Origin of the sequence: Agrobacterium sp. DE0009, assembly GCF_007680755.1 — a bacterium.
Lineage (GTDB): Bacteria > Pseudomonadota > Alphaproteobacteria > Rhizobiales > Rhizobiaceae > Agrobacterium > Agrobacterium tumefaciens_B.
Genome location: NZ_VEIU01000006.1, coordinates 16,059 through 31,550 on the forward strand (window position 1 = coordinate 16,059; position 15,492 = coordinate 31,550).

At 59.3% G+C, this 15,492-nt stretch carries 13 protein-coding genes; 5 read left to right on the forward strand and 8 right to left on the reverse strand.

Going from position 1 to position 15,492, the window contains the following annotated elements; genetic code table 11:
* Window positions 1-48 precede the first annotated feature (48 nt).
* On the forward strand, window positions 49-1,032 hold the full coding sequence (gene galE / locus FS804_RS18895) for a UDP-glucose 4-epimerase GalE (RefSeq protein ID WP_144578474.1): 984 nt from the start codon (window positions 49-51) through the stop codon (window positions 1,030-1,032).
* An 88-nt stretch (window positions 1,033-1,120) separates the two neighbouring features.
* Here the strand turns inward: galE and FS804_RS18900 are convergent, their stop codons facing one another.
* Window positions 1,121-1,693: a PRC-barrel domain-containing protein gene (locus FS804_RS18900; RefSeq protein ID WP_144578475.1), complete on the reverse strand. Its 573-nt coding sequence runs from the start codon at window positions 1,691-1,693 to the stop codon at window positions 1,121-1,123.
* Window positions 1,694-1,926: 233 nt separating this feature from the next.
* Between FS804_RS18900 and FS804_RS18905 the strand changes: the two genes are divergently transcribed.
* Window positions 1,927-3,651, forward strand: coding sequence for a sensor histidine kinase (locus FS804_RS18905; RefSeq protein WP_144578476.1), 1,725 nt, complete (start codon window positions 1,927-1,929; stop codon window positions 3,649-3,651).
* Window positions 3,652-3,907: 256 nt separating this feature from the next.
* Here FS804_RS18905 and FS804_RS18910 read toward each other — a convergent pair whose 3' ends face one another.
* A complete protein-coding gene (locus FS804_RS18910) occupies window positions 3,908-4,894 on the reverse strand; it encodes a sensor histidine kinase (RefSeq protein ID WP_063947230.1) in 987 nt (328 codons plus the stop codon).
* A 95-nt stretch (window positions 4,895-4,989) separates the two neighbouring features.
* Window positions 4,990-5,784 (reverse strand): response regulator, encoded by a 795-nt coding sequence (locus FS804_RS18915; protein WP_063947229.1) that lies wholly within the window; start codon window positions 5,782-5,784, stop codon window positions 4,990-4,992.
* 137 nt (window positions 5,785-5,921) lie between these two features.
* On the opposite strand from FS804_RS18915, the gene FS804_RS18920 reads away from it, so the two are divergent.
* Both FS804_RS18920 and FS804_RS18925 read left to right on the forward strand, forming a co-directional pair.
* A complete protein-coding gene (locus FS804_RS18920) occupies window positions 5,922-6,128 on the forward strand; it encodes a NepR family anti-sigma factor (protein WP_063947228.1) in 207 nt (68 codons plus the stop codon).
* A complete protein-coding gene (locus FS804_RS18925; RefSeq protein WP_063947259.1) occupies window positions 6,128-6,694 on the forward strand; it encodes a sigma-70 family RNA polymerase sigma factor in 567 nt (188 codons plus the stop codon). The genes FS804_RS18920 and FS804_RS18925 overlap by 1 nt, the downstream gene beginning before the upstream one ends.
* A 62-nt stretch (window positions 6,695-6,756) precedes the next feature.
* Here the strand turns inward: FS804_RS18925 and FS804_RS18930 are convergent, their stop codons facing one another.
* Complete coding sequence (locus FS804_RS18930) at window positions 6,757-7,227, reverse strand: Lrp/AsnC family transcriptional regulator (protein WP_063947227.1); 471 nt, start codon at window positions 7,225-7,227, stop codon at window positions 6,757-6,759.
* Between the two features lie 175 nt (window positions 7,228-7,402).
* Here FS804_RS18930 and putA point away from each other — a divergent pair, with 175 nt between their 5' ends.
* Window positions 7,403-11,077 (forward strand): trifunctional transcriptional regulator/proline dehydrogenase/L-glutamate gamma-semialdehyde dehydrogenase, encoded by a 3,675-nt coding sequence (gene putA, locus FS804_RS18940; RefSeq protein ID WP_144578477.1) that lies wholly within the window; start codon window positions 7,403-7,405, stop codon window positions 11,075-11,077.
* Window positions 11,078-11,115: 38 nt separating this feature from the next.
* Here putA and FS804_RS18945 read toward each other — a convergent pair whose 3' ends face one another.
* The 4 genes from FS804_RS18945 to FS804_RS18960 all read right to left on the reverse strand — a co-directional run bounded on the left by FS804_RS18945 (window position 11,116) and on the right by FS804_RS18960 (window position 15,457).
* Window positions 11,116-11,943, reverse strand: coding sequence for an ATP-binding cassette domain-containing protein (locus FS804_RS18945; protein WP_144578478.1), 828 nt, complete (start codon window positions 11,941-11,943; stop codon window positions 11,116-11,118).
* Window positions 11,944-11,951: 8 nt separating this feature from the next.
* Window positions 11,952-12,731, reverse strand: coding sequence for an ABC transporter permease subunit (locus FS804_RS18950; protein ID WP_063947224.1), 780 nt, complete (start codon window positions 12,729-12,731; stop codon window positions 11,952-11,954).
* A 15-nt stretch (window positions 12,732-12,746) separates the two neighbouring features.
* Entirely contained in the window at window positions 12,747-13,700 is a 954-nt protein-coding gene (locus FS804_RS18955) for an aliphatic sulfonate ABC transporter substrate-binding protein (RefSeq protein WP_144578479.1), read from the reverse strand.
* A 227-nt stretch (window positions 13,701-13,927) separates the two neighbouring features.
* Entirely contained in the window at window positions 13,928-15,457 is a 1,530-nt protein-coding gene (locus FS804_RS18960) for an aldehyde dehydrogenase family protein (protein ID WP_186376907.1), read from the reverse strand.
* Window positions 15,458-15,492 lie beyond the last annotated feature (35 nt).

Here is a 15,492-nt window from a genome sequence, read left to right on the forward strand (position 1 = left end):
AGTGAAATACACTCTCGCGCGTGTCGATAATTTTCTGAAAGGCAATTGATGAAGAAGAAAGTTCTTGTCGTTGGCGGCGCCGGTTATATCGGTTCGCACACCTGCCTACTGCTCTCTGAAAGAGGCTATGAGCCCGTCGTTTTCGACAATCTGTCCAATGGGCACGAGGAATTTGTCCGCTGGGGGCCATTTGAACAGGGCGATATTCGCGACCGGGCACGGCTGGACGAGGTTTTCGCAAAACATAGGCCTGAGGCGGTCCTTCATTTCGCCGCGCTGATCGAAGTCGGCGAATCCGTCAAGCAGCCGGTTGCCTTCTATGACAATAACGTCATCGGATCTCTCAACCTGCTTTCCGCCGCCATCGACGCTGGCGTGACGGCCTTTGTTTTCTCCTCCACCTGCGCGACCTATGGTTTGCCTGAACAGGTGCCGATCGATGAGACACATCGCCAAGCGCCCATAAACCCCTACGGCCGCACCAAGTGGGTCGTAGAGCAGGCACTGAAGGATTATAGCACCTATAAAGGCCTGCGCTCGGTAATGCTGCGCTACTTCAACGCCGCCGGCGCGGACTTTGAAGGCCGCATCGGTGAATGGCACAAGCCTGAAACCCACGCGATCCCGCTTGCCATCGAGGCAGCGCTAGGCAGGCGACAGGGCTTCAAGGTGTTCGGCACCGACTACGATACGCGCGACGGCACATGCGTGCGCGATTATATCCACATCCTCGATCTCGCCGACGCGCATGTGCGGGCGGTGGACTACCTGCTCGGCGGCGGCGAGACTGTCGAGCTCAATCTCGGGACCGGAACTGGCACCACGGTGAAGGAATTGCTGGCCGCCATTTCTGAAGTTTCCGGCCGTCCCTACCCTGTCGAGTATACGGAGCGCCGCGATGGGGACTCGACGACCCTCGTAGCCAACAACGACAAGGCGCGGGACGTTCTCGGCTGGCAACCGCGTTACACGCTACACGACATCATCAAGTCCGCCTGGGCGTGGCATTCCTCCCGCAACGCTGGCGACTGAGCACAAAAAAGCACCGACCTTTCGGTCGGTGCCTCGCGCGGGACTGCCAGTTCAGGCCTGTCCCGCTCCTGCCTCCCAGGTAACCTTATCAGGGCTTGGTGGCGGAAGTCGTCGTGCCGTCAGGCGTCGCCGGTGCAGCAGCATTCTGCTCGCTGGCCTTCTGCTCGAGGGTCTTGAACTCGGGCGCGGCCTTCAGCGTTTCTGCCGTTTCGGTCGTCGTCAGGCGAATGGTGCCGTCCTCGACGTTACGGGTCATCGTGATCTTGTCCATGGGAACGGCGACGTCCTTTGCGCCGATTCCGAGGAAGCCACCAACGCCGATGACGGCTGCGACCAGACCGCCATCCTGTTCCATGATGAGGTTTGTCACGTTACCGATGCTTTCATCGGCGCCAGTGTAAACGGACTTGCCGATATAGTCGTTCGCGCTCACCTGATTTTCACCCTGCTGAGTGATGTAGGCGCCGCCCGTGGTTGCAGCAGCGGTGTCACCAGCCGTCGGGGCGGAAGGGGTCATCGGTGTAGCAGAAGGGCTTGCCGGCTCGGTTGCGCCCGGGGTTGCCGGCGCCGGCTGCGTCGTTCCCTGAGCGATGGCAAGCGGCGCGAAAGCGGTGGTACCCATCAGAGCGGCGGTAAACAGAGTTGCGAGTTTCTTGGTCATTTTCGTACCTTCCTTTCATCGTTCTCAACTGGCCGGCGGGGACATTTCCTCCGCTCCTCGACCGGTTCGACTGGCAAACGGCATGGTTGTTAAAATAGTTCCGATTTTTCCGATCACGGCTTCGGGAGATGTCGTGAACCACAACATCACAAGGTAAAAAATCAGCCATTGCTAATGAGCCGTCGCGCGCTATTATCCATGTGTAACAAAGGGATAAATGCCGGAGTTTTCACATGCCTCGACCCGGCAACAGACTGATGAACATAGTCTCGGCTTTGCGTCGGCGCGGCGCGAATTTTTTCCCCACAGCCTCGATCGGCACCTATCTGGTGGTCATGGCAACCGTAACGACGCTGCCGCTGATCCTTTTCGTCGGTTACCTCACGATGAGGCTGGAAGCAGAGAAACGCGATGACCTGCAAAGGGAAACGATCGAGGATGTGCGCACCGTTTCCCGCAACATCGATCGCCGCCTCCAGGAAATCGCCACCTCGCTCAATCTTCTTTCACAGTTTCCTGAACTGGAAAGCGGAAATCTAGCGGCATTCCAGGGACGGGTCGCTGACAGTCTGACCAAAGACGGGCTTTATGCCATTCTGGCAACAAAGGATGGGCAGCAGCGGCTCAACACCCGAGTTGCCTACGGTCAGCCTCTCAGCAGGGTGCCTGAGGGGGCAAATCTCGCCAAGGCAGCCGACGCCCGTCGCATCACCGTATCTGACATTTTTTTCGGCAACATCAGCAAAGAGTGGGTTTTCAATGTCACCCTCCCGCTTGATGAAGAACTGCATGCGGCGGGGGACGCGCTGATCCTGACACAGAATGCGAGCGATCTCAGCCGGCTGATCTCCACGGAGAACCTGCCACGAAACTGGGCGGTCGCGATTATCGATGGAAACAACCGCGTCGTCGCCTCCACGTCGCAGGACCAGGCGGAGGTCGGCAAGCCTTTTTTCAACGCGGACCTGCTTACCGAAATGCAGGCGTTCAGCGGCAACCTTCTTGACGGTAAAGGCAATCTTTACGCCTATGCCCAGTTGCCCGGATGGCAATGGAGGACGGTGATGTGGGGCCCAATGGCCGCCAGTCAGGCCGCGCTCATCGACACCTGGCGGCAGATGATGATCGGCAGCCTTGTGCTGGTGCTGATCGCGATCGGCGGTGCTTATCTCGTGGGGCGGCAGCTGCGCCGCTCTATCCGCGACCTGACACGCATGGCGGAACGGATCGGCGAAGGCGAGATTGTCGCGCCCGTCGATACGAAGATCAAGGAAGCCAATCAGGTCGCCTATGCGCTTTCCAACGCATCCTTCGACAGAAGCCAATCGGAAGAGCGCCTGCAATTGCTGCTGCACGAGCTGGTTCATCGTTCCAAGAATATCCTGACGCTTGTTCAGGCAATGATACGGCAACTGGGGCGGGAAAATAAAAGCATTCCCGAATTTCAGAAAGAAGTGGACCACCGTCTGCGCGGCCTCGGAATGTCGATAAGGGCACTGGCGGAGGTTCAATGGCAGGGCCTGCCCATTCACAAGCTTATCGAGACACACCTCGAAGTTTTCGGCTCGGTAGCGCAACGGGTCACGCTTGAGGGTGATGATTTCATGCTCTCCCCCGAGGCCGCCCAGAATTTCGGTCTGGTTGTCCACGAGCTGACGACGAACTCCATCAAATACGGCGCGCTCTCGGTCCCGTCCGGGACTATTACGATCCGATGGCGGCTGCATGATACGGACGGGCGGCAGATGATTCATCTGGCTTGGACGGAAACAGGCGGCCCCGCGGCCAGCGAACCGAGCCGGAAAGGTTTTGGCACAACAGTCATAAAGAGGCATGCAGAAGGCGCGTTCGGCGGCCAAGTGATAACGACATATCGGGCGACGGGGTTCGAATGGTCACTGGAGGCCCCGATGCGCTATTTCACGCCGAAACGAACAGAACAGACAGACGCGCCTTAAGACGATGCGTAAACCCTAAAATTCCAGGTTCTGCGTCTTGTCAAGAAAATGAATTTTCGTGGAACCTATTTCGTTCAGGCGTGTTGTTACTGCAGGCCAAGCAATTCCCCCGTCCCCGCCTGAAGCTTGGCCCGAAATAAACAGGTTTCGCCCCTGAAAACCTGTCCTAATAATAGCACGGCTCTTTCAAGAGCCGTGCTATTTTTTATTTTGGCAAACTTGGAGCAGGCTGTTTCCCGCTGCCAAGCTCCAGGTTTCAGCCGTCCATGTCGCGTGAGGGAAATTTGAGCCGGTAGACGATCCGCTCGGGTGTAAGATGATACTCAGCGGTTCCGCCGAGGGCAGACGGCACCACCTTTTCCAGCACAACGCTTCCGAAGCTGCCGCGCCGTGCCTCGGACGGGTCTTTCGAGGGCGTCATTGGCTCGTTCCATTCAACGATGTAAAACTCGTCTTCCTGGCGACATTGAAGCATAATGGGCGGATGGAAGGCAAGATTACCGCCGTGGCTGACGGTGTTGACAACGAGCTCATGGAAGGCGAGCCCGATGTAAAGTGCACCGTTCGGGTTGAGCAGGAGGTTTTCACCCTCCATGTGGATCAGGTTGGGGTATTCGGGGACGTAAAGGTCGAACTGCTGACGAAGCAGCTCGAATATACGCGCGCCCCTCCAATCGGAATCCGTGATGAGATCCTGGCTTTGGGCGAGTGCATGCAGCCTGCCCCGGAACTTGCGAAGGAAATCATCCTTGGTGAGACTGAAACGGGCCGTCTGCCCGGCGAGGCTCTGAATGATCGCCAGCAGGTTCTTGGAGCGATGGCTGACCTCCCGAAGCAGCGATCGTAAAAGCTGCTCACGACGCCTTTCCGCCGTCACCTCGCGGATGGTGGTTTTCATCACCATCTGGTTCGCTTGGTTAAGCGTGGAGTGGATCTGAAACTGAAAGACGCGGTCATGACCGGCATTCACTTCCAGCATGCCACGGCTGCCTGCCGTCTTCATATCCTTTTTCAGCTCGCCGAGACGTACGGAGAGATCAGTACCGAAAAGATTTTCATCGGTAGGACGTGAATCGGCCGGAATTTTCCAGATGTCAGGCAGGTTGGCCACGAAAATGTAATCGCGGTTCCAGTCCTGCAACATGACCGTCTCGCCCGAATCGAGCAAGGCAAGGACGAGCGAATCGTGAAGTTCGCTTTCGTCCCTATCCGCGTTATGCCATGCCAGCCGATGCAAATTCATCTCCTTGCAGAAAGTCGTGGCGCAGTCCCACGACCGTAACCGCCAACGTCCGGGCACCAGACTGGTTCCCGGTTAATCCGCGGTTTCGGCAACTTTCACGCCGCGACGCGTGAGCTTTCATTGAAGAACAGAGCTTGGCTGATAAGCGCTTTTACCATGTCCGGATTGAACGGCTTCGTGACGAGGAAGGTCGGCTCCGGCCGCTCGCCTGTCAGAAGACGTTCGGGGAATGCCGTAATGAAGATCACCGGGAGGGTGGTCATCTGCAAAATGTCCTTCATGGCATCCAGACCGGAACTGCCATCGGCGAGCTGAATGTCCGCCAGGATCATCTTCGGCTGTGTGCGATGGAAAAGATCAAGTGCTTCCGTGTGGGTACGGGCGATGCCGGTGACGCGATGGCCAAGATCGGTAACCATCTGCTCGATATCCATGGCGATCAGAGGCTCATCCTCGATGATCATGATGTCGGTCGCGACCTGGCGGGCGATTTCTGAGGCCGCCTCGTCGATCAGCTTGCCAATCTGGTCTTCCGACACCTTCAGGACTTCCGCAGCTTCAGATGGCGTGAATTCTTCGACGGTGGTCAAAAGAAAGGCCTGACGGGCGAGCGGCGGCACGGCAGAGAGGTTCGCCGAGGCGCGTTTTTCCCATCCTGACAGATTTTCATCGGCCTTAATGTTGATGGTGACGGAACTAAAGATCGACACGAACAATTGATAAAGCGAAACGCGATCGTTGCTTGTCTGCGGAAAGATGCTGATGTCGGCAATGAGCGCCTCAAGCGTCGCCGCAACATAGGCATCGCCGGTCGATTGTGAGCCGCAAACGGCACGCGCGAACCTGCGAAGATATGGCAGGTGCGGTGCGATGCGTGTAGAAACTGACATGGAATTCTCCCCTTTCATGCGGCTTGCAGCGCAAACCTGAGATAATAACGCACATGCCCCAAAAAAAGTTCCAGAGCCCCGGAACTATTTTTTTGGTCGCGCATTCTTAGCCTGACACAAAAGGAATACCGGACGTTATGAGCATTTTTCAATCGGACCAAGACCAGCCGGATAATCCGGCCGCCCCCCAGGTTCCGCACTCCGGGCGGGCGGTGATTTCCCGTAAGCTCAGGGAGCTTTACGATGCCGTCCAGGACGAGGGCATCCCTGACAAGTTCCTCGATCTTCTCGAAAAACTCGATGAAGCCGAAAGCAAAGCCAACGTGAAGGCTTCGGGGGAATGATGGCGAAAGAGCCGGAGAAGACAGAATACAATTTCAAACGGGAAATGCTGGCGGCACTGCCAAATCTTCGCGCCTTCGCAATTTCCCTTATTCGCTCCAGAGATCGTGCTGACGACCTTGTGCAGGACACGATCATGAAGGCGTGGGCGAAACAGGACAGCTATCAGCCGGGCACCAATATGCGGGCATGGCTGGTGACAATCCTGCGCAACGAATTCTACAGCCAGATCCGCAAGTCGGGTCGAGAAGTACAGGACACCGATGGGGTCTATACCGCCCGCATGTCCGTACCGCCCGAACAGCATGGATCAGTCGATCTTCAGGACTTCCGCTCTGCGCTTGCGAAACTGCCCGATGATCAGCGCGAGGCCATTCTGCTGATCGGCGCCTCGGGCTTCGCATACGAGGAAGCGGCAGAGATCTGCGGCTGCCCTGTCGGGACGATCAAGAGCCGTGTGAGTCGCGCCCGATTGCGCCTCCAGGAACTTCTCGGCATCGAAAACGAGAATGAGTTCGGTCCTGACGCGCAAATGACGGCAGTGACCGCCGCGGCTACGGCGCGGTGAGCGAACGACATCTAACCTATTGAACGGGCAGGCGCGGACGTCCGCCCGTTTTTCGTTGGGCGCTATATGCCGGTTTCCTTTACCGACTGCATCACCACGAAGGTCGATGTGTTTGCGACGGACGGAAGGCTTGATATTTTCTCGCCGAGAACCCGTCGGTATTTGCGGATATCGCTGGTGCGGACCTTCAGAAGATAGTCGAAGGCTCCTGCAATCATATGGCACTCTTCGACCTCCTTGATCTTGCGCACCGCGCTGTTGAACTCTTCCAGCGCTTTTTCCCGCGTGTCAGACAGTTTCACCTCAGCAAAGGCGATGTGATCGACGCCCAGTTTCTGCGGATTGAGCATGGCGCGGAAGCCGAGAATGTACCCTTCATCCACCAGTCGCTTCAGCCGCGTCTGGCACGGGGTCTTTGAAAGACCGACTCTTTTCGAGAGTTGCAGTACGGACATGCGGCCATCTTCGCTGAGCGCCTCGAGAATCTTGAGATCGAAATGATCCAGACCGTCTGTTTTTTGAGTATTTGCCATCCTATTCTACGCCAATCTCGATTGATAAAAGTTCATATTGCCTGTTCTATCCTGAAAATAAGGCCATAGCAATTTTTGCGGCGGTGATATTGTGTGACCCAGGATGACAGGCGGCGGGCGGAGGAAACGCTGCCGCCGACGATCTGCCTTCAACAGCGTTATCAGGATTTTAAGAATGGCCGATGGTGCAAGCAACGCCGGTGTAGTGGCGAATGGTATCTTCCGGAATTTCGCGCCGGCAGTGCGCGAGCAGAGCCCCCTGCGCAAGGCGATCACGGCGGCATATCGCCGTGCCGAAGAAGAATGCATGGCGCCGTTGATCGAGGCAGCGACGGTAACGGCTGATGAGGCGAAAGCCATTCGCGCCACCGCCCGCAAACTCATCGAAGCCCTGCGCGCCAAAACGAAGGGCACGGGCGTCGAGGGGCTGGTGCAGGAGTATTCGCTGTCAAGCCATGAAGGTGTGGCGCTGATGTGCCTTGCCGAGGCACTGCTCCGCATTCCAGACACCGCTACCCGCGATGCACTGATCCGCGACAAGATCGCCCGCGGTGACTGGAAGTCCCATATCGGCGGAGGGCGCTCGCTCTTCGTCAATGCAGCCACCTGGGGCCTTGTCATTACCGGAAAGCTCACCTCGACCGTCAACGACAGCGGGCTGTCGGCCGCTCTGACGAAGCTGATTGCCCGGGCCGGCGAACCCGTTATCCGCCGCGGCGTCGACATGGCCATGCGCATGATGGGCGAACAGTTCGTGACCGGCGAGACCATCGGCGAAGCGATCAAGCGGTCGAAGCCGCTGGAGGAGCAGGGCTTTCAATATTCCTATGACATGCTGGGCGAGGCGGCGACCACCGCCAGGGATGCCGAGCGCTATTATAAGGATTATGAAAACGCCATTCACGCCATCGGCAAGGCCTCTGCCGGTCGCGGTATCTACGGCGGGCCAGGCATTTCCATCAAGCTTTCGGCGCTTCACCCGCGATACGCCCGCTCGCAGGCCGAACGCGTGATGGCGGAACTTTTGCCCCGCGTGAAATCGCTGATGCTGCTCAGCAAAAAATATGACATCGGCCTCAACATTGATGCGGAAGAAGCCGACAGGCTTGAGCTTTCACTCGACCTTCTGGAAGAACTGGCGCTCGACAAGGACCTCGCAGGCTGGGATGGCCTCGGTTTCGTCGTGCAGGCCTATGGTCGTCGCTGCCCCTTCGTTCTGGATTACATCATCGATCTTGCCCGCCGTTCGGGCCGCCGTATCATGGTGCGTCTCGTCAAGGGCGCCTATTGGGACGCGGAAATCAAGCGCGCGCAGGTGGAGGGTCTGGAGGACTTCCCGGTCTTTACCCGAAAAGTGCACACCGATGTCTCCTACATCGCCTGCGCCCGCAAGCTGCTCGCCGCGCGCGACGTCATCTTCCCGCAGTTTGCGACCCATAACGCGCAGTCCATGGCGACGATCTACCATCTCGCCGGCCCTGACTTCAAACCCGGCGACTACGAGTTCCAATGCCTGCACGGCATGGGCGAACCGCTTTACAGCGAAGTCGTCGGCAAAAAGAAGCTCGACCGGCCCTGCCGGTTCTATGCCCCCGTCGGTACCCATGAGACGCTGCTGGCCTATCTTGTCCGCCGCCTGTTGGAAAACGGTGCGAATTCGTCCTTCGTCAACCGCATTGCCGATCCTGCCGTGCCGGTGGATTCCCTGCTGGAAGACCCGGTCGCGGTCGTCAAGTCCTATGCCGTTCCCGGCGCACGCCACGATCGTATTGCAGCCCCTGACGGCCTGTTCGGCCCGGAACGGAAAAATTCTTCGGGCCTTGACCTCTCCAGCGAAACGACGCTTTCCGCCCTCAATGAAACGCTGAAGGCGGGCGCAACAAAGGAGTGGAAGGCCGCCGCCCCACAGGCGAACGGCGAAACCCGCCCGGTTCGCAACCCTGGTGACCATAATGATATCGTCGGCTATGTCACCGAACCGACGCAAGCCGACGTCGAAGAGGCCATGCAGCGGGCCGCGGCCTCTGGCTGGCCCTCAACCCCGGTCAACGAACGCGCCGCCTGCCTGGAACGCGCAGCAGACGCCATGCAGGCCGAAATGCCTGCACTGCTCGGCCTCATCATGCGCGAAGCCGGCAAATCCATGCCGAACGCCATTGCCGAGGTGCGTGAGGCGATCGACTTCCTGCGGTACTATGCCGGGGAAGCCCGTAAAAACCTCAAGGCCGGCGAAGCGCCGCTTGGCCCGGTCGTCTGCATCAGCCCGTGGAACTTCCCGCTCGCCATCTTCATCGGTCAGGTGACGGCGGCGCTGGTTGCCGGCAATCCGGTTCTCGCAAAGCCCGCTGAAGAAACGCCGCTGATCGCCGCGCAGGGCGTACGCCTCCTGCATGAGGCAGGGGTTCCGCAAGACGCCGTGCAGCTTCTGCCGGGCGACGGCAAGACGGGGGCAGCACTTGTCCGATCGCCGCTGACGGCGGGCGTCATGTTCACCGGTTCCACGGAAGTGGCGCGGCTGATTCAAGGCCAGCTTGCCGGCCGGGTTCTGGCCAATGGCCAGCCGGTGCCATTGATTGCCGAGACCGGCGGCCAGAACGCCATGATCGTCGATTCCTCGGCTCTTGCCGAACAGGTCGTCGCCGACGTCATTGCCTCCGCCTTCGACAGCGCCGGCCAGCGCTGCTCGGCATTGCGCATTCTGTGCCTACAGGAAGACGTGGCGGACCGCACGCTGACCATGCTGAAAGGCGCATTGCACGAATTGCGCATCGGCCGCACGGACCGGCTCTCGGTCGACGTCGGCCCCGTCATCACCGCTGAGGCTAAGGGCATCATTGAAAAGCATATCGAAGGTATGCGCGCGCTTGGCCACAGGATCGAGCAGATCACGCTTGCCGGCGAAACCGGCAAGGGCACCTTCGTGCCGCCGACCATCATCGAGATGAAATCGCTTGCTGACCTGAAGCGCGAGGTCTTCGGGCCGGTGCTGCATGTCATCCGCTTCAAGCGCGACAATCTCGACCGGCTGATCGATGACATCAACGCTACCGGTTACGGATTGACTTTTGGACTGCACACACGTCTCGATGATACGATCCAGCATGTGCTTTCCCGCGTGGCGGCCGGCAATATGTACGTGAACCGCAACATCATCGGCGCGGTGGTCGGCGTGCAGCCCTTTGGCGGCCGCGGCCTTTCCGGGACCGGCCCCAAGGCCGGCGGCCCGCTCTATCTTGGCCGCATGACGGAGAAAGCACCGAAGATCGACCGCATCGCCAGCCAGCAAGATCAGGCTGCGGTCGAACTCGCCCGCTGGCTGGATGAAAACGGCGAGACCGTTGCGGCCGAGGCCACACGCCAGGCTGCAGCGCATTCCGGCCTGGGCTTTGACACGGAGCTTGCCGGACCCGTTGGCGAGCGCAACGTCTACGCGCTTCATCCGCGCGGAAAAATCCTGCTAGTGCCGGCAACCGAACAGGGGCTTTACCGCCAGCTCGCCGCGGCGCTCGCAACCGGCAACACCGCTGTCATCGACAATGTATCGGGATTGGAAAAATCCACCTACGGCCTTCCGGCAACTGTCACATCACGGATTGTCTGGGCGGATGAATGGTCGAAGGCCGGTCCCTTCGCAGGGGCGCTTGTCGAAGGGGATGCGGAGCGGGTGGTAGACGTGAACAGGAAGATCGCCGCCCTTCCGGGACCGTTGGTTCTGGTTCAGGCCGCAACCACGGAGGCGCTCGAGGGTGACAGCCAGCCTTACACGCTGGATTGGCTCGTCGAAGAGGTTTCCGTCAGCGTCAACACCACGGCGGCTGGCGGCAACGCCAGCCTGATGAGCATCGGCTAAACACGAAACCGGCGGGGCTCAGGCCCTGCCGGTCAACCTCATCCGTTGCTCTCGCCACGGCCAAAAAGCTGGTCCAGGACCTGCTCTTCCAATTTGGCAAACTCGGCGGTGCCGTGGCGACGTGGGCGCGGCAATTTTACATCGAGGTCGAGCGCGATGCGCCCTTCATCGATGACAACAATGCGGTCTGCGAGCGCAACAGCCTCCGAGACATCGTGAGTGACGAGGACGGCTGTGAATTTCTGCTTGCGCCAGATGCGTTCCAGCAGGAGCTGCATTTCGATACGGGTGAGCGCATCGAGCGCACCGAGCGGCTCATCCAGCGCCAGTATCTGCGGATGGGCGACAAGCGCGCGCGCCAGCGCAACGCGCTGCTTCTGACCGCCGGAGAGCACATAGGGCCATTCCCCCGCCCGGTCCTTCAGGCCGACCTCCTCAAGAATGGCAAGCGCCTGCTCCTGCACCGCTTCGCCTTTGGCGATGCCAGTCAACCCAACGGAAACATTGCTTGCGATCCTCTCCCAAGGCAGCAAGCGCGGCTCCTGAAACATCATGCGGGTTCGGCTGGACGCATCCTTCGACACGGTTCCTGTCGTCGGCGTGTCGAGGCCCGCCAGAAAGCGCAAAAGCGTGCTTTTGCCGCAGCCGCTCTTGCCGATGATGGCCAGAAACTCGCCTTCCCGTACATCGAGATCGATGCCGCGCAGAACGGGTTTATCGCCAAAACTCTTCGTGACGTTTCGAAAACTGAAGGCAACCTTGCTTTCGTCCGGTTTGGCGCGTTCCACAATCCGCGCTTCGGTTCCGGATGGAAGGGATTGCGTAGCGTCGGGGCGTCTCAGCGTCGTCACATTACCGTTCGACATGGGTTACCTCAGGCTTTCTTGAAGGCTGGATGCCATTGCAGGAAGACGCTTTCCAGGAAGCGGGCGAAACTGTCGGCGAGCTTGCCGAGGAGTGCATAGATGAGGATCGACAGAACCACGACATCGATCAGCAGGAATTCACGCGCCTGCATCGCCATGTAACCCAAACCGGACGATGAGGAGATTGTTTCCGCGACGATCAGCGTCAGCCACATGATGCCAAGGGCATACCGCAATCCGGTAAAGATGGATGGCAGCGCGCCCGGCAGGATGACCCTTCGAAACAGCGTAAAGGGCGTCATTCCATAGGTACGGCCCATCTCCACTAGTTGCGGATCGACGCCCTGAATGCCGAGCAGCGTGTTGATGTAGATCGGGAAAAACACGCCGAGTGCGACCAGAAAGAGCTTGGCTTCCTCATCGATGCCGAACCATAGGATAACGAGCGGAATGAGCGCCAGATGCGGGATGTTGCGGATCATCTGCAGCGTCGTATCGGTGAAGCTTCGGGAAAATCTGGAGAGACCATTGGCCAGCCCGAAAATGAAACCGATGGAGCCCCCGATGGCGAAGCCTGCGAGTGCCCGGGCAGAACTTACCCCGATATTGGCAACAAGCTCGCCGGATAGGAGCAGACGCCAGAATGCTTCCGCGACGGCGGAAGGTGCTGGCAGGACGTTAGCCGAAATCACCCCCGCCCTTGCTGCCGCCTCCCACCCTACGAGGATGAGTGCGGGAAGCAGCCAACCGATGATACCGCCAAACTCGATGCGCTTACTGCTGCTCACGGCATATCCTCCGGCTCAGTTCGTCGCGCCCGACCAGACAGCATCCTTGATGCTGATCTGTTTCGGGATAAGGCCGAGACGATAAAAGCGATCGGCGGTTTCCTGCTGGCTGGCGATGATCTTGTCATCGATCTTGGTAATGCCAAACTCCGAGCGGTTGGCGGCAAGCGTTTGCGCCTCGAGCGGAACACCCGTCACCTCATGCAGCGCCGAAGCAACCTTGTCGCGATTGGCGGCGGACCACGTCGCGGCCTCTCCGAGCGCATCGATCGTCGTGTTGATGGTGTCGCCATGCGATTTGGCATAGTCCCGGTTGGCGAGGAAATAGGTTTTGACATCAAGAATGTCGCTCGTCCGCGCAAGAGTGACAGGCTTGTAGCGGGTTTCGGCGATCGCGTAGAAAGGATCCCACACTGCCCAGGCATCGATCTTGTCGCTGGCAAAAGCGGCGGCAGCATCGGCGGGGCTAAGATAGGTCACCTCGATATCGCTGAATTTCAGGCCGTTCTTTTCCAAAGCCGCTACCAGAAGATTGTGAGCACTGGTGCCTTTGCCGACCCCAATCTTCTTGCCCTTGAGATCAGCCACTGACTTGATGCCGCTTTCAGTCTTGGTAAAGACCGCCTCGCCCTTGCCGTTCGAAGGAAGCGCCGCGACGTAAACAATGGCCGAACCTGCCGCCTGTCCGAAAATCGGGGGTGCGTCTCCCGTCCAGCCGACATTGATCGAGCCGACATTCAGTGCCTCGACCAGCGGCGGGCCGGCCGTAAATTCGATCCAGGAGACCTTGACGCCCTTTGCCTCAAGCGCCTTTTCGATGACGCCCTGCTGCCTTGCGATAACTGGCAGGCCGGTTTTCTGGTAACCGATTTTCAGTTCTTCCCCACCTTGGGCGGAGAACGCGAGCGTTGAAAATGCGGCTGCCGCGATGAGACCGGCGGAAAGGGCGCGTCGGGTAATGGCTGGCATTTCATCTCCTATCACCAGCCCCACTGGCCGGTCTGCGATATGGAGCAATGCTAGGATTTCCAACAAAAACGATAGAGAGACAATAATTCAATATAACTGATATGGCGGGAATAAAATTCCGCCGCCATTGGGCCTTCCCGCAAATAATCGCGGCGACATTCTTTTCGCCTCAACAAAATGCCGGCGCGAGGGGCGCCGGCATAGAGATCAATCGCAATGGTCCGAGCCTATTCGATATCGAAGGAAACGCCCTGCGCCAGAGGCAACGCCTTGGAGTAGTTGATGGTGTTGGTCGCGCGGCGCATATAGGCCTTCCAGGAATCAGAACCGGATTCACGTCCACCCCCGGTTTCCTTCTCACCGCCGAATGCGCCGCCGATTTCAGCACCCGAGGTACCGATATTGACGTTGGCGATGCCGCAATCCGAGCCTTCCGACGACAGGAACCGCTCGGACTCCTGAATGTCGCGAGTGAAGATGGATGAGGAAAGACCGGCGGCGACAGCATTATGCGCGTCGATCGCCTGGTCGAGATCGCTGTACTTCATGACGTAGAGGATCGGGGCGAACGTCTCTTCCAGAACGGGGCCAACCTGCTTGGGCATTTCAACCAGTGCTGGTTTTACGTAATAGGCATCTGCCGCACCCGTATCCACGCGGTCGCCGCCGTGTACCGCGCCACCGGCCGCCCGGGCGGCCTCGAGCGCCTTCTGCATGCCGTCAAAGGCCGCCTTGTCGACCAGCGGACCGACGAGTGCGGAACTTTCCAGCGGATTGCCGACGGAGACGGAGGCATAGGCTTTCTTCAGACGCGGCACGAGCTCATCATAGACGCTGTCATGCACGAAAAGGCGGCGAAGCGTGGTGCAGCGCTGACCGGCCGTGCCCATGGCGCCAAAGGCGATGGCGCGCAGCGCCATGTCGAGATCGGCAGACGGGCAGACGATGCCGGCATTGTTGCCGCCGAGTTCCAGAATGGCGCGGGCGAAGCGCTTTGCCAGGCGCGGCCCGACATCACGGCCCATGCGGGTGGAGCCGGTGGCCGAGACGAGCGGTACCTTTGGATGATCAACCAGCGCCTCGCCAACAGCGCGGTCACCGATCAGCAGCTGGGACAGGCCTTCCGGCGCATCGCCAAAGCGGGCCGCGGCGCGCTCGAAAATGCCCTGAACGGCAAGAGCCGTGAGCGGGGTCTTCTCCGAAGGCTTCCAGACAACCGAGTTACCACAGACGAGGGCAAGTGCGGCATTCCACGACCAGACGGCAACGGGGAAGTTGAAGGCCGAGATGACGCCGACGACACCCAGCGGATGCCAGGTTTCCATCATCCGGTGGCCGGGCCGTTCGGTGGCGATGGTGAGACCATAAAGCTGGCGGGACAGACCGACGGCGAAATCGCAGATATCGATCATTTCCTGCACTTCACCGAGACCTTCGGACGGGATCTTGCCCGCTTCCAGCGAAACGAGACGGCCAAGATCGGTCTTGAAGGCGCGCAGCTCTTCGCCCAACAGGCGGATCAATTCGCCGCGGCGGGGCGCCGGCACGTTGCGCCAGGTCCGGAAAGCCGCATCGCCCTTTTCGATCACAGCGGCGACACCTTCGACCGACACGGTCTTGAGGCGCGCAATCTGCTCACCCGTGACGGGGCTGAAGGACGCCATGTCGCCGCCGATATAGAGATCGCGGTCAACGCCCATCCTGTCGAGAAGGGCCGCCGCTTCCTGTTTCACGTCAAGCTTCGTCATCGCATCCATGTCCATCGTCCTTTTGGTTGAAAGGGAGGAAAGGC